This window comes from Nocardioides deserti, from assembly GCF_014266025.1.
Classification (GTDB): domain Bacteria; phylum Actinomycetota; class Actinomycetes; order Propionibacteriales; family Nocardioidaceae; genus Nocardioides; species Nocardioides deserti.
Genome location: NZ_JACMYC010000002.1, coordinates 440,946 through 466,469, shown reverse-complemented (window position 1 = coordinate 466,469; position 25,524 = coordinate 440,946). Strand labels below are relative to the sequence as shown.

Below are 25,524 nucleotides of genomic sequence, written 5' to 3'. Positions count from 1 at the left end.
CCCCATACTTCCGCGCATGGAGTTCCAGGACGTCGTCCGTCGCCGCCGCATGGTCCGCAGGTACGACGAGCGGCCGGTCGACCCGGCCGTCGTCACCCGCCTCGTCGACAACGCGACCCGGGCGCCGAGCGCCGGCTTCAGCCAGGGCTGGGGCTTCCTCGTGCTCGACACCCCCGAGGACGTGCGGCGCTACTGGGAGTCGACGGCCGGCCCCGAGGCCATGGCCGAGCCGGACTCGTGGCTGGCGGGGATGATGACCGCGCCGGTGGTGATCGTGCCGTGCAGCAGCAAGGCCGCCTACCTGGGCCGCTACGCCGAGCCGGACAAGGGCTGGACCGACCAGGAGGAGTCGCGCTGGCCGATGCCGTTCTGGCACATGGACACCGCGATGGCCAGCCTGCTGGTCCTGCAGACGGCGGTCGACGAGGGCCTCGGTGCGTGCTTCATCGGCGTGCCGCCGGAGGCCTACCCGGCACTGAAGGAGGCCTTCGGCATCCCGCCGCAGTTCGACCCGGTCGGCGCGATCACCGTCGGTCACCGGGTGCCGGACCTCGGCGCCGCGGGCTCGCCCACGCGCCGGCCGCGCAAGCCGGTCGAGGACGTCGTCCACCGCGGTCGTTGGTGAGTCGGGCACGCGCCCATCCCACCGTCACGGCCCGCGCCGGACAAGCACCCACCCGGTGTGCCGATCTCGCATCCGAGACCGTCGCGGCGCGGTAGCGTCGCGCCGGTGACGCCGGGGGAGAGCACAGGGGGAGGCGCGCGCGACCACGCGCGCGCGGTCGGGAAGCTGCAGGCGCTCGTGCGCATCCCGACGGTCAGCCACCGCGACTGGTCGCTCGTCGACACCGACGCGTTCGACCGGCTGCTGGTCGAGCTGGAGCGGCAGTTCCCGCTGCTGCACGAGCGGCTCGAGCTGACCCGCGTCCCCACCCACGCGCTGCTGTTCCGCTGGCCCGGCCGCAGCAGCGAGCGGCCGGTCGTGCTGATGGCCCACCTCGACGTCGTCCCGGTCGAGGGCGCCTGGCAGCACCCGGCGTTCTCCGGCGACGTCGTCGACGGGAACATCTGGGGCCGCGGCACCCTCGACGACAAGGGCTGCGTCGCCGGGATCTGCGAGGCGGTCGAGACGCTCCTCGAGGACGGCTTCGTCCCCGCGCAGGACGTCTGGCTCTCCTTCGGCTGCAACGAGGAGGTCTCGGGCGAGGCCGCCACGCTCGCCGTGGAGGAGCTGGTACGCCGCGGCGTGCGGCCGTGGTTCGTCCTCGACGAGGGCGGGGCGGTCGCGAGCGAGGCGTTCCCGGGCGTGGCCGCTCCCGTCGGGGTGGTCGGCGTGACCGAGAAGGGCGTGACCTCGCTCGAGCTGCGCGTCGAGGGCCGCGGCGGCCACGCCTCGACCCCCGCCAGGATGGGCCCGACCGCACGCATCGCCCGGGCGATCACCCGCATCGACCGCTCACCGATGCCGGCCAGCACGCCGGAGCCGACGATCGAGCTCTTCCGCCGGCTGGCGCCGCACGCGCCGCTGCCGCTGCGCGCGCTGATGGCCAACGCCGGCCGCCTCGGCCCGCTGCTCACCCGCGCGCTCGTCGCGGCCGGGCCGGAACCGGCCGCGATGACCCGCACGACGTTCGCGGTCACCACGCTGTCGGGCAGCCCCGCGCTCAACGTGGTCGCCGCGACCGCGAAGGCCGGCGTCAACATCCGGATCATGGTCGGCGACACCGTCGCCGGCGTGCTCGAGCACGTGCGCAAGGTCGTCGCCGACGACGAGGTCCACATCGACGTCGTGGAGCAGAACGAGCCGAGCCCGGTCTCCCCGCGCGACGAGGCGTTCGGACTCATCGAGACGACGATCGCCGAGCTGTTCCCCGACGCCGTCCCGTCGCCGTACGTGATGATGGCCGCCACCGACTCACGCTTCTTCACCCGCATCTGCGACCGGGTCTACCGGTTCGCGCCGTTCCGGATGACCAAGGCGCAGCGCGAGTCGATCCACTCCTACGACGAGCACCTGGGCGTCGACGCGTTCCTGGACGGCGTGCGGTGGTACCGCCGCCTGATCGAGAGGCTCCCCTCATGACCGCCCCCACCGGCAGCAGCACCGGCCTCACGTCCGACCCGCGGGTGCGCGGCCTCGCCGCGATCGTCGGGTTCCTCGTCGTCGTCGAGCTGGCGAGCGGGATCCTCCAGGGCTACTACACGCCGATCTTCAGCGACATCGCCGACCACCTCGGGATCAGCGACGCCGACGTCAACTGGTTCGAGGCGGCGCAGCTGATCGTCTCCGCGCTGGTCGTGCCGCCGCTGGCGCGCCTCGGCGACCTGGTCGGCCACAAGAAGGTGCTGCTCCTCTCCACCGCCGTCACCGCCCTCGGCTCGTGGGTCCTGGCGTTCGCGCCGGGCTTCACGACGTTCCTCGTCGGGTGGGCGCTGCAGGGCGCGTACGTCGTGTGGCTGCCGCTCGAGGTCGCGATCATCCACCGGCGCACCGCGGGCAGCGGCCGGCAGTCGCTCCTGACCCGCCGGTCCGCCGCCGTCCTGGTCGGTGCGCTCGAGCTGGCCGTCATCATCGGCGCACTGACCTCCGGCGCGCTCGTCGAGGCGACCTCGATGACCGTGCTGCTCGCCCTGCCGGCGATCGCCGTGACCATCTGCCTGGTGGTCATCTGGTTCGGCGTCGAGGACGTCCCCGGCGAGTCGCCCGACGGGGTCGACTGGGGCCGCTTCGACTGGGGCGGGCTGAGCCTGGTGACCGCCGCGCTGGGCCTGGTGATGGCCGGGCTCGTCGTCGTCCGGCTCGAGGGCCCGACCAGTGTGCTGGCGTGGGTGCTGGTGCTCGCCGGCCTGGCGACGTTCGTCCCGTTCGTGCGCCACGAGGACGCGCGGCCGGACCCCATCGTCGACGTGCGCCTGCTCCGCTCGGCCGGACAGTGGCCGGTGCAGCTGACGGCGTTCCTCTTCGGGATGTCGGTGCTCGGCGCGCAGATCCCGCTGTCCACGTTCGCCCGGACCGACCCGGACGTCGCCGGCTACGGCCTGGGCGCGAGCGCGTCGTTCGTGTCCACGCTGATCGGCGTCTACGTGGTCTTCATGGCGATCGGGGCGTTCACGCTACCGCTCACCTCCCGGCTGCTCGGCGCTCGCAACGCGCTGGTGTGCTCAGCGCTGCTGGTCGCGCTCGGCTACGCGCTGTGGCTGCCGCTGCACGACACCACCGCCCAGGCGCTCACCAACATGGCCGTCATCGGCCTCGGATCCGGCGCGCTGGTCGCCGCGCTCCCCGCGGCCGCAGCCGCCGCCGCACCGGCCGAGCGCACCGGCTTCGCGACCGGCATGACCAACGCGACCAAGACCGTCGGCGGCGCGCTCGCCTCCTCGGTCTTCGCGATCGCGCTGGCCGCGACCGGCTCGCTCGAGGGCCCCGACGAGGGCCAGGCGCCGCTCAGCGGTTACCTCACCGTCTGGTCGATCTGCGCGGTCGCCGCCCTGCTCGCCGCCCTCGTGCTGCTGCGGATGCCGGCCAGCGCGACCGAGTCGCCGGTCGAGCACCAGACGACCTGGGTCTGAGCCGGACCTGAGCCCTCGTGCTCATGCCCCCGCCGGGGTACGTCGCCAGGCTGAGCGCCATGAACCGGATCCGGGCCGTTGCCGTCACCGACCTCGTCCTCGCTCTCGCCGGCCTCGCCGTCGCCGTGTGGTCCTGGACGGCGGCCCTCACCGACGACGACCCGCTGGCCGGCCTCGGGTTCGTCTGGGCGGTCCTGCTGGCCCTGCCGCTCGGGCCCGGGCTGGCGCTGGCCGGCGCGGCGCTCGCCGTCCGCCGCACCCGCCCGCGGGTGGCCCTGGTCCTGGTCTCCGCCGCGACCGCCCTGGTCGGCCTGGTCACGGCGCTGGTCGTGCTGGGCACCGTGGTCATCCTCCTCGGCTCGTGATGGCGGGCGGCGTACCCTCGAGGAGGTGGACGACCAGCACGCCCGCCCCACCGAGCGGTCGAACGTCGACGACGAGGCCGAGCGGCGCAAGCGCAGCGGCCAGTCGGCCGCGCACGCCCGGATCGCCAACCAGGCGTCCTGGGTCGACCAGCAGGTCCGTGTCGCGATGGCCAAGGGCGAGTTCGACGACCTGCCCGGTGCCGGGAAGCCGATCAAGGACCTCGGCACGGAGCACGACCCGGACTGGTGGATCAAGCGGCTCGTCGAGCGGGAGCAGATCACCGTCCTGCCCCCGAGCGTCGCGCTGCGCAAGGAGGACGCCGGCCTCGACGACCACCTCGACACGATCGCCTTCGAGGGCGACGTGCGCCGCGAGGTCGAGGACTTCAACGCCCGGGTGATCCGGGCCCGCTACTCGCTCTCCCCCGGCCCGCCGCTCGTCACCATGCCTCGCGACGTCGACGCCACGATCGCGGCCTGGCGCGCACGGCGTACCGCCCGCCTCGAGGCCCAGCGCGCCGCCCTCGCCGCCTCCCGTCCCGAGCCCCGGCGGCGCTGGTGGCAGCGGCGGGGCCGGACGGACTGAGCCGCGACCAAACCTGTCAGATCCGTCATACCGACGGGTAACCGCCCGCTGCTACCTTCCGGCCCATGACCGCCGCGAGCCGCAGCCCCAAGGACTTCTTCCGGCCCCTCGCCGTCGGCGCTCCGACGCCGCTGCGGGAGATCCCGGCCCGCCCGAGCCGGGCGATCCACTTCTTCGACCCGAGCAACCCGAAGATGGCGGCCAAGGTGCCGGACATGGTCGGCACGGTCGACGTGCTGCTCGGCAACCTCGAGGACGCGATCAAGGCCGACAACAAGGAGGCCGCGCGCGAGGGCCTGGTCAGGATCGCCCAGGAGACGGACTTCGGCCCGACCCAGCTGTGGACGCGGATCAACGCCCTCGACAGCCCGTGGGTGCTCGACGACCTGACCACGCTCGTGCCGGCGATCGGCGACAAGCTCGACGTGATCATGGTGCCGAAGGTGCAGGGCGCCGAGGACATCCACTACGTCGACCGGATCCTCGCCCAGCTCGAGGCGAAGGCCGGGCTGGAGAAGCCGATCCTCGTCCACGCCATCCTCGAGACCGCGCGCGGCGTGGCCAACGTCGAGGAGATCTGCGGCGCCAGCCCGCGCATGCAGGGGCTCTCCCTCGGCCCGGCCGACCTGGCCGCGGACCGCCGGATGAAGACCACCCGCGTCGGCGGCGGCCACCCCGGCTACCTCGTCCGCGAGGACCCGCCGCGCCTCGACGGCGTGGCCAACCTCGAGGCCAGCCGGGCGACGTACCAGCAGGACCTGTGGCACTACACGATCGCGCGGATGGTCGACGCGTGCGCGATGCACGGCATCTACCCCTACTACGGCCCGTTCGGCGACATCAGCGACACGACCGCGTGCGAGGACCAGTTCCGCAACGCGTTCCTGCTCGGCTGCGTCGGCACGTGGAGCCTGCACCCCAAGCAGATCGCGATCGCCAACCGGGTCTTCAGCCCGAGCGTCGAGGACGTCGCGCACGCCCGCCGGGTCGTCGCCGCGATGGGCGACGGCACCGGCGCGGTGATGCTCGACGGGAAGATGGAGGACGACGCCTCCCTCAAGCAGTGCCTGGTGATGGTGGAGCTCGCCGAGCAGCTCGCCGCCGTCGACCCGGAGCTGAAGCAGCAGTACGACGCGATCGCCGGCGACGAGCAGAGCGAGGCCTGAGATGAGCGAGTCCACCTTCACCCCCCTGCGCAGCGTCCTCTACATGCCCAGCTCCAACGAGCGGGCGCTGGAGAAGGCCAAGTCGATCGCGTGCGACGCGCTGATCCTCGACCTCGAGGACGCGGTCGCCCCCGACGCGAAGGAGGCGGCCCGCGAGTCCGCCTGCGCCGCGGCCGCCAGCGGCGAGTACGGCCGGCGTACCGTCACCATCCGCGCCAACGGCATCGGCACCCAGTGGCACGACGCCGACCTCGCCGCGATCGCCCAGGCCGGCCCCGACGCGATCGTCGTGCCGAAGGTCGGCAGCGCCGCGGAGGTCCACCAGCTCGTCGACGCCCTCGAGAAGGCCGGCGCGCCCGACCACACCAAGCTCTGGGCGATGATCGAGACCCCCGTCGCGATCCTCGACGCGCTCAGCATCGCCCGGGCGAGCGAGCGGCTGACGGCGTTCGTCATCGGCACCAACGACCTGGTCAAGGAGCTGTACGCCGAGCACGTCCCCGGACGCGCCCCGATCCTGCCCAGCCTGCACACCGTGCTGCTCGCCGCGCGCGCCGCCGGCATCGCGGTGCTCGACGGCGTCTACAACGACGTCAAGGACACCGACGGCTTCCTCGCCGAGTGCCGCCAGGGCCGCGAGATGGGCTTCGACGGCAAGACCCTCATCCACCCCGGCCAGGTCGAGGGCGCCAACACCGCCTTCGCCCCCTCCGAGCAGGCCGTCGAGGACGCCCGCGGCTTGATCCAGGCCTGGGAGGACGGCGCCGGCAGCGGTGTCGTCACCTACAACGGCCGGATGGTCGAGAACCTCCACGTCGACTCCGCCCGCCGCACGCTCGCCATCCACGAGGCCGTGCAGGCGCTCGGCTGAGGGGGCCAGCATCCCAAGTTGACTTGGGATGCTGAGGCTTTGCGGCCATTGCGATGGCAGGGAAGCTCGAGCATCCCCGGTTAACTTGGGATCTCGTGAGTAACAGCAGTCACTCCCACCCCACGAGGAACGCCAGCACCACGTCGGCGGGCATCTCACAGGGCTTGAGGAGCGGGCCGGAGGCGGCGAGGTAGAGGTTCGCGCTGACGACGTCGGTGCCGCCGAGCTCCTCGGCGTACACGCTCTGCTGACGGCCGCCCACCCGCACCACGCGGGTGACGCCCCAGCGCCGACCCGCGTACGTCACCTCCGACCAGCCCTCCGGCAGCCGGTCGAACAGCGCTACCAGGCCGGGCGCGGAGTCACCGCCCATCAAGCGCCCCGCAGGGCCTCCACCAGCCGGGCCACGCCGGGGTGGCCGCCGTCGGCCGTCAGCTCCTCGAGAGGTACGCCGAGGGGCAGCCGCCAGTTGTCGCGCGCGGTGGTGCCCGGGACGTTCGGGCGGCGTTCCTCCGCGACGGCGTCCTCGAGGGCGGCGGACAGCAGGAGCGACGGGGCGGTGCCGAGCTGGCGGTACGCCTCCGCGACCGCGTCCTCGACCGGGGCGTCCTCGGCCAGCCCGTCGCGGCGCAACCGCGCCAGCAGGTCCTCCCGCCCGGAGCGGACGTCGGCCTCGGCCATGTCGGTGGAGGCGAGCTGGTCCTCGGCGTCGGAGCCGGTCCACAGCCCGGCGACGGTCGGGAGGTCGTGGGTGGTGACCGCGGCGAGCGCGGACGACGGCCACGAGGCGGGCTCCTCGTCCTCGAACCACAGCACCTTGTAGGACAGGATCCCGCGCTCGGCCAGCGCCTCCCGCACGCCGGGCTCGACGGTGCCGAGGTCCTCGCCGACGACGACCGCGCCGGCGCGGTGGGACTCGAGCGCGACGATGTCGAGCAGGTCGTCGGCCGGGTAGCGCACGTACGCGCCCTCCTGCGGCCCCGCGCCCTCCGGGATCCACCACAGCCGGAAGAGGCCCATCACGTGGTCGATGCGCAGCCCGCCGGCGCCGGCGATGGTGCCGCGGATCGACTCGACGAACGGCTCGTAGTCGGCCTCGCGCAGCCGCCACGGCACCAGCGGCGGCGATCCCCAGTCCTGCCCGACGGAGTTGAGCATGTCGGGCGGTGCGCCGACGGTGACACCGGTCGCCAGCACGTCGTCCCACGCCCAGGCGTCGGCGCCGCTGCCGGAGACGCCGATCGGCAGGTCCTGCAGCACGGTGGTCGAGCCGGTCGCGGCGCGCAGCTGGCGGTCCAGCAGCCACTGGAGCCACACGTGGAAGGCGATGTCGTCGCCGTGGTCGCGGACGTACGCCGGCACGCCGCCGGCGTCCTGCCGCCGCACCGCCTCGGGCCACGCGAGCCGGTCGGGGCCGTGCTCCTCGGCCAGGGCGCACCAGGTGGCCCAGCCCTCGACGGCCTGCCCGGCGGACTCCCGCCAGGCCACGAACTCCGGGTCGGCGGGGGCCCGGTCGAAGACCGCCCGCAGCACCGACCGCTTCAGCGCCCAGGCGCCGTCCCGCTCGACGAGGTCGGCCGACCTCAGGGTGGCCAGCTCGGCGTCGTGGCGCTCGAGGTCGGCCGCCTCGACGCCCGGCACGTCCTCGACGGCGAGGTAGACCGGGTTGCGGAAGCGCCGGGTCGCCGGCAGGTAGGGGCTGGTCTCCTGCGGCACGGTCGGCGCGACCGCGTGCAGGGGGTTGACCAGCAGGAACCCGCCGCCGAGCCGCTCGGTCCACTCGCGGAGGGTCCGCAGGTCACGCAGGTCGCCGATGCCCCAGCTGCGGCGCGACCGCGCGGCGTACAGCTGCACCGTCCAGCCCCACGACTGCTCCTGGGGCACGTGGCACCGACCCGGCGACACGACCAGCCGGCGGCCGTCGGCGAGGCGGTGGTAGCCCAGTGGGAAGTCGTCCGGCACGACGTCGTCGAGGTCGCGGGTCGAGCCGTCCTCGCAGGAGACCGTCGACCGCAGGCCGGTCGCGCGGCCGGGCCGGGTCACCACCGGGGCCCGGTCCTCGAGGTCGGCCGGCGGCTCGCCGATCACCTCCCGCAGCCCGGCGACGGTTGCGTCGCTCGCCCGCTGCGGCTGGTCGTCGGCGTCCACCCAGTCCTGCTGGATGCCCCATCGGTCGGTGCTCGCGCTCACGCGCGTCACGGTGCCCCGCCGCGCCCGGGCTCACCCCTCGGCGAGGGTCCGGCGACCGACCAGGTCGAGGGTGGCCTCGGGGGTCAGGGGGTGGAACGGGCCGCCGCGGGCGTCGCGGTAGGCCCGCTCGAGCGGCGACCGCTTGAAGAAGGCCGCCCCACCCGCGACCTCCATCGCCTGGTCGACGACCGACCGGGCGGCGAGCACCGCCTCGCGCTTCGCGGTCATCAGCGTCGCCAGCGTGGCGGCGTCGGCCGGCAGGTCCTCGCCGGTCTCCGCCACCGCGCCGAGGAGCGCCCAGTGCGCCACCCGGAGCCGCGTGCGCATCTCGCCCATCGCACGGACCGCCCCGGCGGCCGGCTCGGGCCGGGTGCGGAGCAGCCGGGCGGCCTCGTCGCAGGCACCCCGGCCGACGCCGAGGTACGCCGCGCCCGCGAGCGGGGCGAAGTGGATCGCGGCCACGAGCAGCGGGCCGGCCAGCACGCCGTACGGCCGCGTCCCGAGCACCTTCTCCGCGGGCAGGAACACCCCGTCGAGCACCAGGTCGTGGCTGGCGGTTCCGCGCATGCCGAGCGTGTCCCAGGTCTCGACCATCGACACGCCCTCGGCCGAGAGGGGCACGCCGGCGTGGATGACCTCCGCGCCGGGGCCCGGCTCACCGACCACCGCGCTGGTCGAGATGACGCCGGCGACCGGCGCCTGGCTGCAGAACGTCTTGCGGCCGTCGAGGCGGTAGCCGCCGTCCACGGGGGTGGCCACCGTCGTGGGGCTCACCCAGTCCGAGCCGCCGCTGGTCGCCATGACCAGGCCGTCGGCGACCGCGCGGAGCACCGCCTCGGCGCCGGGTGCTCCGCGGAACCGCCGCCAGCGCTGCACGAAGGTGAGGTAGTGGTGCATCGTCGAGGCCAGCGCCGCGGCGCCCGACCAGCGGCCGAGCTCCTCCTGGGCCAGCACGACCTGGCGGATGGTCGCGCCGCCGCCGCCGAGGTCGGCCGGCACGGCCAGGCGCAGGTAGCCGTTGGCGTGCGCGGCGTCGTACGCCTCGGTCACGAACGTCGCGTCGCGGTCGTGGCGCGCGTCGTGCTCGGCGGCGACGGCTCCGACGGCCGCGGCGAGCGCGACGACCTCGTCGTCGGTCAGGGGTGAGGGGCCGGTCGTGCCCGCGGGCGGGGTCGGTGGCTGTGTCTGGGTCAAGGTCTGGGTCATGGCTCGACCGTCCTCCGGTCCGGCCGGCCCGACCAGTTCACAAACTGAACCGCGAGGCGCACGATGGGGGAATGACCCGGTACGGGCAGTACTGCCCGATCACCCGATCGCTGGAGATCCTCGGCGACCGGTGGACGCTGCTCATCGTCCGGGACCTGCTGCTGGGCGCGACCCACTTCAACGAGCTCTCCCGCGGCCTGCCCGGGATGTCGCGAGCCATCCTCTCCAAGCGGCTCGACCTGCTGGAGCGGCACGGGCTGGTCTCCCACGCCGCGGAGGGGTACGTGCCCACCGCCGCCTGCCGCGACCTGCACCCGATCATCTTCGGGCTGGCGGAGTGGGGTGCCCGGTGGGCCTTCGGCGAGCCGCGCACCGACGAGCTGGACCCGACCGTGCTCATGTGGTGGATCCGCAGCGGCATCGACCCCGCTCCGTTCGGCGGGCGACGGGTGGTGCTGCACGTGCGCCTGAGCGAGGGACGACGTCGGCGCTTCTGGTTCGTCATCTCCCCCGACGACGTCTCGCTCTGCTTCACCGACCCCGGGCACGAGGTGGACATCTGGCTGGACTCGTCGTTGGCGACGCTCTACCAGGTCTGGGAAGGTCGCTTCGAGCTGCGCTCGGCCGTCCGCCAGGGCCTGGTCGCGCTGACCGGGCAGCGCGACGTGCTCCTCGTCCTGCCCGAGGCGCTGCTCTTCTCGCCGGTGGCGCCGATCGTGCGTCGTACGACGCTCAGCCCTGCCGCGACCTGAATGCCATCGGCACGCGCACGCCCCGCTCGCGCGCCACCTCGTCGGCCCGGTCGTAGCCGGCGTCGACGTGCCGGGTCACGCCCGTGCCGGGGTCGTTGGTGAGCACCCGCTCGATCTTCTCGGCGGCCAGCGCGGTGCCGTCGGCGACGCACACCTGGCCGGCGTGGATCGAGCGGCCGATGCCGACGCCGCCGCCGTGGTGGATCGAGACCCAGGTGGCCCCGGAGGCGGTGTTGACCAGCGCGTTGAGCAGTGCCCAGTCGGCGATGGCGTCGGAGCCGTCGAGCATCCCCTCGGTCTCGCGGTAGGGCGAGGCGACCGACCCGCAGTCGAGGTGGTCGCGTCCGATCACGACCGGCGCCTTCAGCTCCCCGGAGGCGACCATCTCGTTGAAGCGCAGCCCGGCACGGTGCCGCTCGCCGTACCCCAGCCAGCAGATCCGCGCCGGCAGCCCCTGGAAGTGCACCCGCTCCTGGGCCAGCGTGATCCAGCGCCGCAGCTTCTCGTCCTCGGGGAAGAGCTCGAGCACCGCGCGGTCGGTCGCGGCGATGTCGGCGGGGTCGCCGGACAGCGCGGCCCAGCGGAACGGTCCCTTGCCCTCGCAGAACAGCGGCCGGATGTAGGCCGGCACGAACCCGGGGAAGTCGAAGGCCCGGTCGTAGCCGCCCTTGCGCGCCTCGTCGCGGATGGAGTTGCCGTAGTCGAAGACCTCGGCGCCGCGGTCCTGGAGCTCGACCATCGCCCGCACGTGCGTGGCCATCGAGGCTCGGGCCCGCTCGGTGAAGCCGGCGGGGTCGGCGGTCCGCTCGTGCTCCCAGTCCTCGAAGGCCGTGCCGACGGGGAGGTACATCAGCGGGTCGTGGGCGGAGGTCTGGTCGGTCACGACGTCGACCCGCACGTCGGCGTCCACGAGCCGCGGCAGCAGCTCGGCGGCGTTGCCGAGCACGCCGATCGACAACGGCCGGCGCTCGTCGCGGGCGGCGACGGCCAGCTCGAGGGCGTGCTCGAGGGAGTCGGCGCGGACGTCGAGGTAGCGGTGGTCGATCCGTCGCCGGATCCTCGCGTCGTCGCACTCGAAGCAGATCGCGACGCCCTCGTTCATCGTCACGGCGAGCGGCTGCGCGCCCCCCATGCCGCCGAGCCCGGCGGTCACCGTGATCGTCCCGGCCAACGAGCCGCCCCGACCGGTCACCGCCCCGGTCGCGAGCTTCTCCGCGACGGCCGCGAAGGTCTCGAAGGTGCCCTGGAGGATCCCCTGGGTGCCGATGTAGATCCACGACCCCGCGGTCATCTGGCCGTACATCGTCAGCCCGAGGTCCTCCAGCCGCCGGAACTCCTCCCACGTCGCCCAGTCGCCGACGAGGTTGGAGTTCGCGATGAGCACCCGCGGCGCCCAGGTGTGCGTGCGCATGACGCCGACCGGCTTGCCGGACTGCACGAGCAGCGTCTCGTCGTCGGCCAGGTCGGCCAGCGAGGAGCAGAGGGCGTCGTACGCCGCCCACGACCGCGCCGCCTTGCCGGTGCCGCCGTAGACGACGAGGTCCTCGGGGCGCTCGGCGACCTCGGGGTCGAGGTTGTTCATCAGCATCCGCAGCGGCGCCTCGGTCTGCCAGGACCGTGCGGTCAGGTCGGTGCCCCGCGGGGCGCGCACGTCTCTCACGACATCTCTCCGATCACGGCCTGGACGGCGTCGACCACGGCGCCGGAGCGCACCAGCCCGACGGCCGTCTCGATCTCCGGCGCCAGGTGGCGGTCCGGCCCGGGTCCCTCGATGCCGACCTCGCGCAGCAGGCGCACGACGGCACCGGTGGCGGGCGAGGGGGTGAGCGGTGCCCGCAGGTCCAGCGCCCGCGCGCCGGTCAGCACCTCGATCGCGACCACCCGGGTCAGCCCGTCGACGGCCCGGCGCAGCTTGCGCGCGGCCGACCACCCCATCGAGACGTGGTCCTCCTGCATGGCCGAGCTCGGGATCGAGTCGACCGACGCCGGGACGGCGAGCCGCTTGAGGTCGGAGACGATCGCCGCCTGGGTGTACTGCGCGATCATGTGGCCGCTGTCGACGCCCGGGTCGTGCGCCAGGAACGGCGGCAGGCCGTGGCTGCGCGCGGCGTCCAGGAACCGGTCGGTCCGTCGCTCGCTGATCGACGCCACGTCGGCCGCCGCGATCGCCAGGAAGTCCAGGACGTACGCCACTGGCGCCCCGTGGAAGTTGCCGTTGCTCTCGACCCGGTCCCCGATCACCACCGGGTTGTCGACGGCCGAGGCCAGCTCGCGGGAGGCGACGAGTGCGGCGTGGTCGACGGTGTCCCGGGCGGCGCCGTGCACCTGCGGCGCGCAGCGCAGGGAGTAGGCGTCCTGCACCCGGTTGCAGTCGTCACCGCGGTGCGAGGCGACGACCCCGGAGCCCGCGAGCAGCGCGACCAGGTTCCGTGCCGAGGCGGCCTGCCCGGGGTGCGGCCGCAGCGCCTGCAGCTCGGCGGCGAAGACGCGGTCGGTGCCGAGCTGCGCCTCCACCGACATCGCGGCAGCCACGTCGGCCGTCCGCAGCAGCACGCGCAGGTCCTCGAGGGCCAGCACGAGCATGCCGAGCATCCCGTCGGTGCCGTTGATGAGGGCCAGGCCCTCCTTGGCGGCCAGCTCGACCGGGGCGAGGCCGGCCGCGGCGAGCGCCTCGGCGGCCGGCACGAGCCGGCCCTCGGCGTCGCGCACCTGCCCCTCGCCCATCAGGGCCAGCGCGCAGTGCGAGAGCGGCGCGAGGTCGCCGGAGCAGCCGAGCGAGCCGTGCTCGTGGACCACCGGCGTGATGCCGTGCGTGATCAGGTCGGCGAGGAGCTGTGCGGTGGCGGGACGGACACCGGTCCGGCCGGTCGCGAGCGTCGAGAGCCTCAGCAGCATGAGCGCGCGCGTGACCTCCCGCTCGACCTCCGGCCCGGAGCCGGCGGCGTGCGAGCGGACCAGCGAGCGCTGGAGCTGGGCGCGCTGCTCGGCCGGGATGTGGCGCGTCGCCAGCGCGCCGAATCCCGTCGAGACGCCGTACGTCGGCACCGGCCCGGCCGCGAGCGCGTCGACCACCGCGCGCGAGCGCTCGATCGCCTCGGCGGCCTCGGGCGTGAGCCGGACCGGGGCGCCGTCGCGGGCGACCCGGACGACGTCGGCCGGAGCCAGTGGCGAGACCCCGACAGACACCGGAGCAGGCACTGGGACGGCAAGCGGTCTGGACATGTCGCCATCGTGGGTCCGGCCGGTGACCGCCACCACAGTTGCGCCGCAGGAGCCGTCTGGGATCCGAGACTTCAGGCGTCACACCCGCATCGGACACGAGGCGTCCGGTAAAACCCCGCGCGCGATCGGGCGCCGGAACGCCCGCCGGTCATGGCACGCCGCTGTCCCCGCTCGCGCTCGGGTGTTTGACCAGACATCATGGCGGGGAGGGAGCACACGCCAGCAGCACGCTGTGGACCGCGCCGGGGGGTGGGGTCCACCAAGTCAGGAGTTCCACCATGCGCCCGATACTTCCCGTCGGAGCCGCGACCGCTCTCGCGGTCGCCTCTGCGATCCTCTCCGTCCCCACGTCCGCCCAGGCAGCGGTGGCCGAACGAGCCCCGGCCGCGAAGGTGAAGACCGAGTTCGCCATGAAGGCGACCGGCTACGGCACCCGCGTCCAGGGTGGTGCCGTGCCCGTCCAGTCGGGCACCACGGCGTACCAGACCATCGGCTGCACCAACAAGGCCGGCCTCTCGCGCAGGAACGACGTCGCCGCCGTGACCCTCCCCGGGCTCGGCCAGGTCGACGGCGTCCGCACCCGCGTCAACACCTTCACCAACAAGAAGAAGGGCCGCACGAGCGTCGTCTCCCAGCACGACGTGGCCCGGGTGAAGCTCGGCCCGCTCGTCCTGCGCGGCGTGAGCTCCAAGGCGACCGTGTGGCACGACAAGGACGGCTTCCACAAGAAGGTGGAGACCTCCCTGCTCGGCGTCCGCGCCGATGGCCAGACCTTCCCGGTCCCCACGCCGAACGTCCCGATCACGATTCCGGGCCTGGCGACGATCTACCTCGGCGACCAGAACGGCTACGCCAACAAGCAGGGCGCGTACGCCGCCGGCAACGCGATCAAGGTCGTGCTGCAACCCAGCGACACCGTCGTGCGGATCGCCCACTCCGCGGCGAAGATGAACCGCGGCGTGAAGTCCGGCCGGTTCCGCGGCCAGGCCCACGGCACCCAGGTCGACGCGCTCGACGAGAACGTCAAGTCCGGCCCGCTCCCGCTGTCGTACATGCCCTGCCAGGGCACCGGCGGCAAGGTCCGGGAGAAGTCGGTCGCCGGTGTCGACCTCGCCGGCCAGATCGTCGTCGGCGCGGTCCGCAACCGCCAGATGGGCCAGCAGAACCAGAACAAGGCGACCGGCTTCACCGAGTCGACCATCGCCGGCATCAAGCTCGGCCCGCTCGAGATCAACGCGATCAAGGCCCGTGCCAATGTCACCCGCTTCCGCGACGGCCGGGTCAAGCGCAACGCCAACGGCACCACGATCGGCGAGATCGTCGTCGACGGCGAGGCGCAGGCCATCCCGCCGATCGGGCAGGCGCTCGAGATCCCCGGCCTGCTCCGCCTCGAGGCCGGCATCGTCGAGAAGTCCAAGCGGGGCATCAAGGTGACCGCCCTGCGGCTCACCCTGCTCGACGGCACCGGCGCCACGATCAACCTGGGCAACGCCCGGATGGAGATCAAGCCTGCAGGCGGCAAGAAGTAGTCCCACGGCACCACGCACGACCGGCGGGGTCGTGTGCCCGAGGACGCGGAGCGACGCGTCCGAAGGCACACGACCCCGTCGTCGTTCCCGCTGGCTGATTTCTCACAGGCCACGATCCGGGACCACGGCCGCCCACCGGCCCGGCCGGGCGTTGACTGGGCGGCGTGGTGGCAGGACGGACGGCAGGTGGCGCAGCGGGCGCAGCGGACAAGCTGACGGTCGGCGCATCCCGCCGCTGGGCGATGCTCGCGGCCAGCACGCTGGCCCAGGGCGCGGCCGCGGTGATGATCCACGGGCCGGCGTTCCTCATCCCCACGCTGCACGACCGCGAGGGGCTCAGCCTGGCCCAGGCCGGCGTGGTCGCGGCGGCGCCGACGGTGGGCGTGATGCTGACGCTGGTGCTCTGGGGCCTGGTCGTCGACCGTCGCGGCGAGCGCTTCGTGCTGCTGGTCGGCCTGGCGGCCACGGCCGTCGTGGGCGCGTTGGCGACGTTCGTCGGCGGCACGGTCCTGCTCGCGCTCACCCTCCTCCTCGCCGGCGCGGCCGCGGCCAGCACCGGATCCGCGAGCGGACGCGTCGTCGTCGGGTGGTTCCCGCCCGAGCGCCGCGGCCTGGCGATGGGCGTGCGGCAGATGGCGCAGCCAGCCGGCGTCGGGATCGCCGCGGTGTCGATCGCGGTCGTCGCCGAGCGGCACGGCATCGCCGCCGCGCTCTGGGTGCCCACGGTCGCCGCCGCGCTCGCGGCGCTGCTCGTCGCTGCGGTCGTCGTCGACCCGCCGCGGCCGGCGCCGGGCGCCGACCGCACCCCGAACCCCTACCGAGCGGACTCCTACCTCGCCCGCATCCACGGCGTCTCGGTGCTGCTCGTGGTGCCGCAGTTCCTGGTGTGGACCTTCGCGTTCGCCTGGCTGGTCCAGGACCGCGACTGGTCCGCGGCGGCGGCCGGCGGGCTCGTCGCCGGCGCGCAGGTCGCCGGCGCGCTCGGCCGGATCGCGGCCGGCTGGCTCTCCGACGTCGTCGGCGCCCGCCTGCGGCCGCTGCGCTGGGTGGCGGTCGGGGCCGGCGTCTCGATGGGCGTGCTGGGCGTCGCGGCCGGGCTGGACTCCGCCGTGGCCGTGCCGCTCGTCGTGCTCGCCACCGTCGTCACCGTGGCGGACAACGGCCTGGCGTTCACCGCCGTCGCCGAGCGGTCCGGCCCCTCGTGGAGCGGGCGGGCCCTCGGCACGCAGAACACCGCGCAGTACCTCGCCGCCTCCGCCGTCCCGCCCGTCGCCGGCGCGATGGTGGCCGCCTGGGGGTACGCCGCCGCGTTCGGCCTGGCCGCGCTGTTCCCGCTCCTCGCGGCACCACTGGTGCCGGTCCGCGAGGAGCACGAGCTCTCCTGAAGGCGGGCGCGGCCGAGCCACGACCGCGTGACCGCAGCCACAGCGGGGTACCTCGCCAGCATGGACACGTGGATCTGGATCGTCATCGCCGTCGTCGTCGTGGCGCTCCTGGTGGCCGCCATCGTCGCGGCGACCCGCCGGAACAAGAAGCGCCAGGAGCAGCAGCGGCTCGAGGCCCAGCAGCTGCGCCAGCAGGCCGTCGCGCAGCACTCCCCGGGCCTCTCGCAGGCCGAGGTCGAGGCCCGCGAGGCCGCGGCCCGGGCCGACCTCTCCCGCGCCCAGGCTGAGAAGGCCCAGCTCGAGGCCCAGCAGGCGCAGACCGGGCTCGCCCAGGAGCAGGCCCGCCAGGAGGACGTGCTCCGCGAGGCCGACCGCCTCGACCCCGACGTCGACCACCGCTCCTCCGGCTACACCCCGCAGGCGCCGACGCACGCCGGCCCGACCGAGCCCACCCACGCCGGGCCGGCCGACCCGGGTCACACCGACCCGGGTCACACCGGCCCGGGCCACACCGACCCGGGCCACACCGACCCGGGCCACACCGACCCCTCGACGGGCGCCCACCGCCGCGACGTCTGACCTCGACGTCTGACCTGCGGGAGCCCCCGCGCCGGCCGGCGGCGCCGGCCCTAGGCTCCGGCCATGGGTCAGGTGCCGGCGGCGACGCGCACGCTGCGCGTGCTCCGGTTCCTGGCCAGCCAGCCCGACCCGGTGCCGCTGGACCGCATCGTCCGCGCCTGCGCGCTACCGCGCTCCACGGCGTACCACCTGCTCAACGCGATGATCGCCGAGGGATTCGTGGTGCACCTCGCCGAGGAGCACCGCTACGGGCTGGGGGTGGCGGCGTTCGAGGTCGGCAGCGGCTACTCCCGGCAGGAGCCGCTCCAACGCATCGCGCGCCGGCCGCTCGCGGCGCTCGTCGACCGGGTCGGCCACAGCGCCCACCTCGCGGTCCTGCACGGCCGTGACGTCCTCTACGTCCTCGAGGAGCGCGCGCCGGGACGCCCGCCGCTCGTCACCGACGTCGGGGTGCGGCTGCCCGCCGCGCTGACCGCGAGCGGGCGGGCCCTGCTGGCGCGGCTGCCGGCGGCGCAGGTGCGCGCGCTGCACCCGTCCGCGGACGCCTTCGTCGACCGCCACGGTCGCGGTCCGCGCACGCTCAGCGCGCTGCGGGTGCTGCTCGCCGAGACCCGCCAGCGCGGCTGGGCGACCGAGGACGGCGAGGTGACGCCCGGCCTGGCCAGCGTCGCCGCCGCGGTCGTCGACCACAACGGCCACCCGATGGCCGGGGTGGCCGTCACCTTCGAGAGCCCCGAGCCCGGCGGCAGCAGCGAGGCCGCGATCGCCGAGGAGGTACGCCGCACGGCGGACCTGCTCACCCGCCGGCTCGGCGGCACCGCGTGAGGCCCGATCCCCGGGTCGGCCTGCTCCAGGTCGCGCTGGCCGGCGTCCTGTGGGGCACCGGCGGCCTCGGCGTCCAGGTGGTCCGCGAGCACGTGCCGATGTCGGTCGGCACCATCAGCGCCTGGCGGATGGGCATCGCGGCGGTCGTCCTCGTGGTGGCCCTGGTGGCGCTCCGCTCCGGCGGCGCGCTGGTGCGGCTGCTCCGCGCCCGGCCCGGCCGGGTGGTGGCCGTCGGCTGCGGGACGGCGGCCTACCAGGCGCTCTACTTCGGCGCGGTCGTCTCCGTCGGGGTCACGGTCGCGACCGTGGTCAGCCTCGGCCTGGCGCCGGTGCTGCTCACCGCGGCCGAGTCGGTACGTGACCGCCGACCGCCCGGGGCCGACCGGCTGCTCGTCCTCGTCGCCGCGCTCACCGGCCTGGTGCTCGTCAGCGTCTTCGCCGGCCACGGCGGCTCGACCGGGCCGCAGCCGGTGCTCGGGGTCGTGCTCGCCGTGGCCTCGGGGTCGGCGTACGCGCTGGCCACCGCGCTCGGCGAGCCGCTCGCCCGATCGACCGGGCCGCTCACGCTGACGACCGCCACCACGACCGTCGGGACGCTCGCGCTCGCGCCGTTCCTCGTCACGGACGCGCTCCGGGGCGACGTCGTGCTGACCGCCGACCCGGTCGTGGTCGCGACGCTGCTCTACCTCGGCGTGCTCACGATGGCGCTCGCCTACGGCCTGCTCTACGCCGGACTGCGCACCGCCGACGGCAGCGCCGCGGTCGTGGCGACGCTGCTCGAGCCCGTCACCGCGGCGATCGTGGCGGCGGTCTTCCTCGGCGAGCGGATCGGCCCCGGCGGGGTCGTCGGCACCCTCCTGGTCCTGGCCGCCGTCGCGGGGCTCGGCCGCCGTAGCCAAGACGCGGGCGGACCGTTGACCCCAACAACGGAACCTGACTAGGTTCCACGACTCATCGCCCCTCGCGGGCCGAACACTGGGGAGCCTGCATGCCCGTGACCGGGACGCCGTCCGACCGACGCGACCGACCCGCGGGCCAGCGTCCCCGGTCCGGCGGCCGCCTGGCCGTCGCCGGCCTGGCCGCGGCCGCCCTGGTCGCCGGTGCGGTCGTGCTGCCCGGCGCAGCCGGCCTGCGCGGCGGCTCCCTGGAGCAGCAGCTCTCCACCGCCACGGCCGCCAAGGTCGCGATGGACGAGACCAAGAACGCCATCTCCCGCGCGGTCGGGTCCGGCGAGGACGCCGCCGACCCGACCAGCGCCGCGGACGCGCGGAGGGCCGCGGCGTACGTCGACTCCGAGCGCGCCCTGCCCGACCCGCGGCTGCGCCGCACCGCCGTCATGCAGCCGCGGCGCCGCACCCCGCAGGACCGCTACGCGATGGCGAACGGCTGCTACGCGCTGGCCGGCAGCCCGATCTACTTCAAGCCGACGACGCTCGGGAAGTACCTGCTCTACGCGAAGGACCGCACCTTCGTCACCGCCGGCGGCGAGCGAGCGGCACGCCCCTCGGCGGCGACGGTGTGGACGGCGCGCAAGCAGGGCAACCGGTTCACCTTCCGCAACGGCTCGGGGGCGCTGCGCATCGGCTCGGCCTCGAGCTTCACGCTGACCCGGACGGCCGGCTGCAGCGCCTACCCGGAGTCGCAGATCGACGTCGTCGGCGGCCCGCACGCCGGCGTCACGCCGTTCCAGGAGGTGCGCGGGTACGTCGACGCGCACACCCACGGCATGGCCTTCGAGTTCCTCGGCGGGCAAGCGCACTGCGGCCGTCCCTGGCACGAGTACGGCGCGCCGTACGCGCTCGTCGACTGCCCCGACCACACCCTCACCGGTGGGTACGGCGGCGTGCTGGAGTCGGTGCTCAGCGGCACGCCCAACCACGACCCGGTCGGCTGGCCGACGTTCAAGGACTGGCCGGCGCCGAACTCGCTGACCCACGAGGGCACCTACTACCGCTGGATGGAGCGGGCCTGGCGCGGCGGGCAGCGGCTCTTCGTCAACCTGCTGGTGGAGAACAACCAGCTGTGCCAGCTCTACCCGCTCAAGCGGAACTCCTGCGACGACATGGACTCCGTGCGGCTCCAGGCCAAGCAGATGTACCGCTTCCAGGACTACATCGACGCCCAGTTCGGTGGCCCCGGCAAGGGCTTCTACCGGATCGTGAAGAACCCGTGGCAGGCCCGGAAGGTGATCAACGCCGGCAAGATGGCGGTGGTCATGGGCATCGAGACCTCGGTGCCGTTCGGTTGCACGATGAAGCTCGGCATCCCCGCGTGCAACGCCGCCGACATCGACCGTCAGATCGCCGAGGTGCACCGGATGGGCGTGCGCCAGATGGAGCTGGTCAACAAGTTCGACAACGCGCTGTCCGGCGTGGCCGGTGACGCCGGCGCGATCGGCCCGCTCGTCAACGCCGCGAACTTCCTCGAGACCGGCACCTTCTGGGACATGCGGCACTGCGACCCGGCCGACGGGGAGTCGCACGACAACAACCAGGTCGCGGTCCCCGACATCACCGCCGGCGTCCAGGACGCGCTCTTCGGCGCGATCGCCTCGCTCGGGCTGCCGACCGTGCCGCTGCCGCTCTACCCGCCGCCGGACCACTGCAACAACCGCGGTCTGAGCACGCTCGGCGAGCACACGATCGAGACGCTGGCGAAGAAGAAGGTCCTCTTCGACCCCGACCACATGAGCGTCAAGGCCCGTCGCCAGTCGATGGACCAGATCGAGGAGATGGGCTACTCCGGCGTGCTGTCCAGCCACTCCTGGTCGACCCCCGACACCTACCCGCGGATCTACGAGGCGGGCGGCTTCATCGCGCCGTACGCCGGCGACTCGACCGGGTTCGTCGAGAAGTGGCGCCGCCACGTCGGCTGGGCCGACCGGCGCTACTACTGGGGCATCGGCTTCGGCGCGGACATCAACGGGCTCGGCGCGCAGGGCGCGGCTCGCGGGGCGAACGTCAAGAACAAGGTGACCTACCCCTTCCGCGGCCTCGGCGGCGTGACCATCAAGAAGCAGCGGGCCGGCAAGCGGGTCTACGACATCAACGTCGACGGCGTCGCGCAGTACGGCCTCTACCCCGACTGGGTCGAGGACCTCCGCAAGGTCGCCGGCAGGGACGGCGCCGACATCGTCGACGACATGGCCCGCGGCGCCGAGGCCTACCTGCAGACCTGGGAGCGGGCGTACGGCGTGCGCCCCGACTCCTGCCGCAACCCCGGCCTGCGCAAGCAGCTCTCGGCGGTCGAGCGGCTGGTCCGCCCGGGCATGACCACGACGGCCGTCATGCGCAAGGTCGGGCAGCCCTACCAGCGGCTCGGCACGACGTACCGCTTCTGCGCCAAGGCGCCCGGCAAGGGGAAGGTCATGGTCCGGGTGGACTTCTCGCGGGCCGGCAAGGTCACCGGCGTCCGTCGGCCCTGACCGGCTGTCCCGGGCGGGCAAGTTACCCGCAGGTAGGATGCAGGTCACGGCTCCGGGGCGGTGACGTCCTCGGGTCGGGCACCTAGGCTCGCGGACGCGTCCGCGCCAGCGGGCGGGCACCACTACGAGGAGCAGCATGCAGATCTTCGCCATCGTCGTGTCACTCGCCGCCACCGTCGTGGCGGTGACGATGACCGCGATCGCCGTCCGGAACATGGTCCGCACGCTGCGGGTCGGTGGCCCGGCGATGAACCGGTCCGAGCAGCCCTGGCGCCGCACCTGGACCATGGTCAAGGAGAGCCTGGGCCACACCCGGATGCTCCAGTGGACGTTCGTCGGCGCGATGCACTGGTTCGTGTACGCCGGGTTCATCGTGCTCAGCGGCGCGGTCGCGACCGGCTACTTCCAGCTGTTCAACCCCGACTTCGCGCTGCCGATCATCGGCCACTTCTTCCTCTACGAGTGGGTCAGCGAGGGCCTCGGCCTGCTGAGCACCGTCGGCATCGTGGCGCTGATCATCTACCGCCAGGTGAACCACCCGCGCCGCAAGGGCCGCCAGAGCCGCTTCTACGGCTCGAACTTCTGGCAGGCCTACTTCGTCGAGGCGATGGCGCTCCTCGAGGGCTCGGCGATCCTCTTCATCCGCGGCGCGGAGTACAACCTCGGCCAGATCGACAGCGACCACCCCGAGGACTTCGACAGCTTCCACTTCCCGCTGAGCTCGATCGTCGGCGACGCGATCTTCCCCTCCGGCGCCGGCTCGGAGAGCACGCTGGAGACGATCATCGTCGTCATCGCGATGATCAAGATCCTGCTCGCGATGGCGTGGCTGATGGTCATCGCCAACAACCTCACGATGGGAGTCGCCTGGCACCGCTTCACCGCCTGGCCGAACATCTGGTTCAAGCGCGAGCCCACCGGCCGCACCGCGCTCGGCGCCGTCAAGCCGCTCACCAACAACGGCGAGCGGGTCAGCCTCGAGGACATCGACGACCTCGACGAGGACGCGGCGCTCGGCGTCGGCACCATCGAGGACTTCAGCTGGAAGAACATCCTCGACTTCACCACGTGCACCGAGTGCGGCCGCTGCCAGTCGCAGTGCCCGGCGTGGAACACCGAGAAGCCGCTGTCGCCCAAGCTGCTGATCACTGCACTGCGCGACCACACCTACCAGAAGGCGCCGTACGTCCACGCCGGCGGCGAGGGCAGCGAGGCCGCGACCGCGCTGCTCGAGAAGGACGAGGTCATCGCCCGCGAGGCCGAGCGCCCGCTGGTCGGCGACACCGGTGACGACTGGTTCTACATGCCCGACAGCGGCGCCGCGGTCATCGACTCCGAGGTGCTGTGGAACTGCACCAGCTGCGGCGCGTGCGTCCAGCAGTGCCCAGTCGACATCGAGCACGTCGACCACATCATCGACATGCGCCGCTACCAGGTGCTCGTCGAGTCGAACTTCCCCGCCGAGCTCAACGGCCTCTTCAAGGGCCTGGAGAACAAGGGCAACCCCTGGAACATGTCGCCGAACGCGCGCATGGACTGGGCCAAGGGCCTCGACTTCGACGTCAAGGTCGTCGGCGAGGACATCGAGTCCCTCGAGGAGGTCGACTGGCTGTTCTGGGTCGGCTGCGCCGGCGCCTACGAGGACCGCCAGAAGAAGACCACCCGCGCCGTCGCCGAGCTGCTCGACATGGCCGGCGTCTCCTTCGGCGTCCTGGGGAACGGCGAGACCTGCTCGGGCGACCCCGCCCGCCGCGCCGGCAACGAGTTCGTCTTCCAGGGCCTGGCCCAGCAGAACGTGGAGACGTTCCAGGAGTACAAGGTCAAGAAGGCCGTCACGACCTGCGCCCACTGCTTCAACACGCTCAAGAACGAGTACAAGGAGTTCGGCATCGAGCTGGAGGTGGTCCACCACACCCAGCTGCTGAACCGCCTGGTCCGCGAGGGCAAGCTGACGCCGGTCAACACCGGCGAGGGCGCCCACAAGCGCTCGATCACCTACCACGACCCCTGCTACATCGGTCGCCACAACGGCGTCTACTCGCCGCCGCGCGAGCTGCTCCAGGTCCTGCCGGGCGCGGAGTACGTCGAGATGGAGCGCAACTCCGAGAAGTCCTTCTGCTGCGGCGCCGGTGGCGCGCGCATGTGGATGGAGGAGAACACCGGCGAGCGGATCAATGTCAACCGCACCAAGGAGGCCGTCGGCACCGGCGCCGACCAGATCGCAGTCGGCTGCCCGTTCTGCCGCGTGATGCTCTCCGACGGCCTCACCGCCCAGCAGTCCAAGGGCGAGGCCCGCGAGGAGGTCGAGGTCCTCGACGTCGCGCAGATGCTGCTCGCCTCGGTCAAGGGCGAGGTCGCCACGAAGATCAAGCCCGGCGGCGGTACGCCGTCCGCGAAGGCCGCGCCGTCCGAGGACGTCAAGGCCGAGCCGGAGCAGGGTGACGACACCCAGGCCTCCGACGACGTCGTGACCGACACCGCCGACGCCGGCCCGCTGGCCAAGGCATCGGGCGGGTCGTCGCTCTTCGACACCGACGCCCCCGACGCGGCAGCCGGCGACCAGGCCACGTCCGCCTCCACCGAGTCCTCCCCCGCCCAGGAGGCGGAGGCGGCCTCGAAGGCGGGCTCGGGGTCCGGCGGCTCCGGCGGCGGCTCCTCGCTGTTCGACCTCGGCGGCGACGACGAGGCGGAGACGACGCCTGAGACGAAGGCCGAGCCCGAGGCGAAGGCCGGCGGGTCGCTGTTCGACCTGGGGAGCGACGAGCCCGAGCAGAAGGCGGAGCCCGCGCAGCAGGCCGAGGCGAAGCCGGCCGCGCAGGAGGCCGACCTCGGTTCCGGCGGCTCGCTCTTCGACCTCGGCGGCGAGGAGCCGGCGCAGGCCGAGCCGAAGGCCGCGACCGAGTCCAAGGCTGAGCCGAAGGCCGAGGCGAAGGCGGAGACGAAGGCGCCGAGCAGTGCCGCTCCTGCGCCGGAGATGAACGAGACCGACCTCGGCACCGGCGGTTCGCTGTTCGACATCGCCGCGGACGAGCCGACACCGGCGAAGGCCGAGGCCAAGCCGAAGGCCGAGGCCGAGCCGAAGGCCGAGGAGCCGAAGGCCGCCGACCCGAAGGCCGCCGAGCCCGAGGCCAAGGCTGCACCGGCGCAGGAGATGAACGAGACCGACCTGTCGTCCGGTGGCTCGCTGTTCGACATCGAGGCTCCTGCGGCCCCGGAGCCGAAGGCCGCCCAGCCCGAGACCCAGTCGGAGGCCCAGGAGGACGAGGTCGTCGAGTCCGCGCACGCCCCGGAGTCGGCCGACACCGAGGCCGAGGAGGTCGTCGAGACCGAGACCGCCGCCTCGGCAGCGGAGTCACCGGCGGCGGTGGCGCCGTCGACCTCGATCCCCGAAGGCGGGTCGCTCTTCGACATCGCCGCCCCCGCGGCCGTGGCCCAGCCGGAGAAGCGCCCGGAGCCGGCGAAGACCGAGACGAAGGCCGAGCCGCAGGCAGCCACCGAGGCACCGGCCGAGCCAGCGGCCGCCCCGGCGGACGCCCCGAGCGGCGAGGCGGTCAGCGCGGCCGCCACGGCGATCGCGAGCGACGAGTCGACGCCGGAGCCCGAGGCCGCCGAGGAGGCACCCGCCGACGTGGAGGCCGAGGTCGAGGTCGAGGAGGAGTCCCGCACCGAGGACGAGGCCCCTGCGACCGAGCAGGCCGACGCCGAGGCCGAGGCTGCTGACGAGCCGGCCGAGGAGGAGAAGCCGAAGCCGACCTCGAGCGGCGCGGCGAACCAGCCGCGGACCGACGTCGAGATCTCCGAGGGCGGGTCGCTCTTCGACCTCTGACCCGGCACCGCACGACCGACGGGGTCGT

The 25,524-nt window shown here is 73.6% G+C and carries 20 protein-coding genes; 15 read left to right on the top strand and 5 right to left on the bottom strand.

The window, feature by feature from the left end:
* Nucleotides 1–16: 16 nt before the first annotated feature.
* The 7 genes from H7344_RS05575 to H7344_RS05545 all read left to right on the top strand — a co-directional run bounded on the left by H7344_RS05575 (nt 17) and on the right by H7344_RS05545 (nt 6,558).
* Complete coding sequence (locus H7344_RS05575; protein WP_186344998.1) at nt 17–625, top strand: nitroreductase family protein; 609 nt, start codon at nt 17–19, stop codon at nt 623–625.
* Between the two features lie 105 nt (nt 626–730).
* Entirely contained in the window at nt 731–2,083 is a 1,353-nt protein-coding gene (locus H7344_RS05570) for a M20/M25/M40 family metallo-hydrolase (RefSeq protein WP_186344997.1), read from the top strand.
* A complete protein-coding gene (locus tag H7344_RS05565) occupies nt 2,080–3,570 on the top strand; it encodes an MFS transporter (protein WP_186344996.1) in 1,491 nt (496 codons plus the stop codon). Before H7344_RS05570 ends, H7344_RS05565 begins: the two co-directional genes overlap by 4 nt.
* A 59-nt stretch (nt 3,571–3,629) precedes the next feature.
* Nucleotides 3,630–3,935 (top strand): hypothetical protein, encoded by a 306-nt coding sequence (locus tag H7344_RS05560; RefSeq protein WP_186344995.1) that lies wholly within the window; start codon nt 3,630–3,632, stop codon nt 3,933–3,935.
* 25 nt (nt 3,936–3,960) lie between these two features.
* On the top strand, nt 3,961–4,521 hold the full coding sequence (locus tag H7344_RS05555) for a DnaJ family domain-containing protein (protein ID WP_229707037.1): 561 nt from the start codon (nt 3,961–3,963) through the stop codon (nt 4,519–4,521).
* A 65-nt stretch (nt 4,522–4,586) separates the two neighbouring features.
* The gene (locus H7344_RS05550) at nt 4,587–5,687 is read left to right on the top strand and encodes an HpcH/HpaI aldolase/citrate lyase family protein (protein ID WP_186344994.1); all 1,101 of its coding nucleotides are present in this window, start codon (nt 4,587–4,589) and stop codon (nt 5,685–5,687) included.
* 1 nt (nt 5,688) lies between these two features.
* A complete protein-coding gene (locus tag H7344_RS05545) occupies nt 5,689–6,558 on the top strand; it encodes an HpcH/HpaI aldolase/citrate lyase family protein (protein WP_186344993.1) in 870 nt (289 codons plus the stop codon).
* 109 nt (nt 6,559–6,667) lie between these two features.
* Here H7344_RS05545 and H7344_RS05540 read toward each other — a convergent pair whose 3' ends face one another.
* Genes H7344_RS05540 through H7344_RS05530 form a run of 3 tightly spaced genes read right to left on the bottom strand, consistent with a single transcriptional unit; the run spans nt 6,668 to nt 9,954 of the window.
* A complete protein-coding gene (locus H7344_RS05540) occupies nt 6,668–6,931 on the bottom strand; it encodes a peptide methionine sulfoxide reductase (RefSeq protein ID WP_186344992.1) in 264 nt (87 codons plus the stop codon).
* Nucleotides 6,931–8,748 carry a 4-alpha-glucanotransferase gene (gene malQ / locus H7344_RS05535; protein WP_222130261.1) on the bottom strand — a complete coding sequence of 606 codons (1,818 nt, stop codon included), beginning with the start codon at nt 8,746–8,748 and terminating at the stop codon, nt 6,931–6,933. The genes H7344_RS05540 and malQ overlap by 1 nt, the downstream gene beginning before the upstream one ends.
* Nucleotides 8,749–8,778: 30 nt before the next feature.
* On the bottom strand, nt 8,779–9,954 hold the full coding sequence (locus tag H7344_RS05530; protein WP_186344990.1) for an acyl-CoA dehydrogenase family protein: 1,176 nt from the start codon (nt 9,952–9,954) through the stop codon (nt 8,779–8,781).
* Nucleotides 9,955–10,025: 71 nt separating this feature from the next.
* Between H7344_RS05530 and H7344_RS05525 the strand changes: the two genes are divergently transcribed.
* Nucleotides 10,026–10,706, top strand: coding sequence for a winged helix-turn-helix transcriptional regulator (locus H7344_RS05525; RefSeq protein WP_186344989.1), 681 nt, complete (start codon nt 10,026–10,028; stop codon nt 10,704–10,706).
* On the opposite strand, the gene hutU is transcribed toward H7344_RS05525, so the two are convergent.
* On the bottom strand, nt 10,687–12,366 hold the full coding sequence (gene hutU / locus H7344_RS05520; protein ID WP_186344988.1) for a urocanate hydratase: 1,680 nt from the start codon (nt 12,364–12,366) through the stop codon (nt 10,687–10,689). The genes H7344_RS05525 and hutU overlap by 20 nt on opposite strands.
* A complete protein-coding gene (gene hutH / locus H7344_RS05515; protein WP_186344987.1) occupies nt 12,363–13,928 on the bottom strand; it encodes a histidine ammonia-lyase in 1,566 nt (521 codons plus the stop codon). The genes hutU and hutH overlap by 4 nt, the downstream gene beginning before the upstream one ends.
* A gap of 278 nt (nt 13,929–14,206) precedes the next feature.
* Here hutH and H7344_RS05510 point away from each other — a divergent pair, with 278 nt between their 5' ends.
* The 7 genes from H7344_RS05510 (at nt 14,207) to H7344_RS05480 (ending at nt 25,496) form a co-directional block, all read left to right on the top strand.
* Nucleotides 14,207–15,457 (top strand): choice-of-anchor P family protein, encoded by a 1,251-nt coding sequence (locus H7344_RS05510; RefSeq protein ID WP_186344986.1) that lies wholly within the window; start codon nt 14,207–14,209, stop codon nt 15,455–15,457.
* A gap of 164 nt (nt 15,458–15,621) precedes the next feature.
* Nucleotides 15,622–16,842 (top strand): MFS transporter, encoded by a 1,221-nt coding sequence (locus H7344_RS05505; RefSeq protein ID WP_229707035.1) that lies wholly within the window; start codon nt 15,622–15,624, stop codon nt 16,840–16,842.
* 27 nt (nt 16,843–16,869) lie between these two features.
* Nucleotides 16,870–17,421: a hypothetical protein gene (locus tag H7344_RS05500; RefSeq protein WP_186344985.1), complete on the top strand. Its 552-nt coding sequence runs from the start codon at nt 16,870–16,872 to the stop codon at nt 17,419–17,421.
* Between the two features lie 63 nt (nt 17,422–17,484).
* Nucleotides 17,485–18,246, top strand: a complete 762-nt coding sequence (locus H7344_RS05495; RefSeq protein ID WP_186344984.1) for an IclR family transcriptional regulator — start codon at nt 17,485–17,487, stop codon at nt 18,244–18,246.
* Nucleotides 18,243–19,187: a DMT family transporter gene (locus tag H7344_RS05490; RefSeq protein WP_229707034.1), complete on the top strand. Its 945-nt coding sequence runs from the start codon at nt 18,243–18,245 to the stop codon at nt 19,185–19,187. Before H7344_RS05495 ends, H7344_RS05490 begins: the two co-directional genes overlap by 4 nt.
* 53 nt (nt 19,188–19,240) lie before the next feature.
* A complete protein-coding gene (locus H7344_RS05485; protein WP_186344983.1) occupies nt 19,241–21,670 on the top strand; it encodes a hypothetical protein in 2,430 nt (809 codons plus the stop codon).
* Between the two features lie 136 nt (nt 21,671–21,806).
* Nucleotides 21,807–25,496 (top strand): heterodisulfide reductase-related iron-sulfur binding cluster, encoded by a 3,690-nt coding sequence (locus H7344_RS05480; RefSeq protein WP_186344982.1) that lies wholly within the window; start codon nt 21,807–21,809, stop codon nt 25,494–25,496.
* The last annotated feature ends 28 nt before the right edge of the window (nt 25,497–25,524 follow it).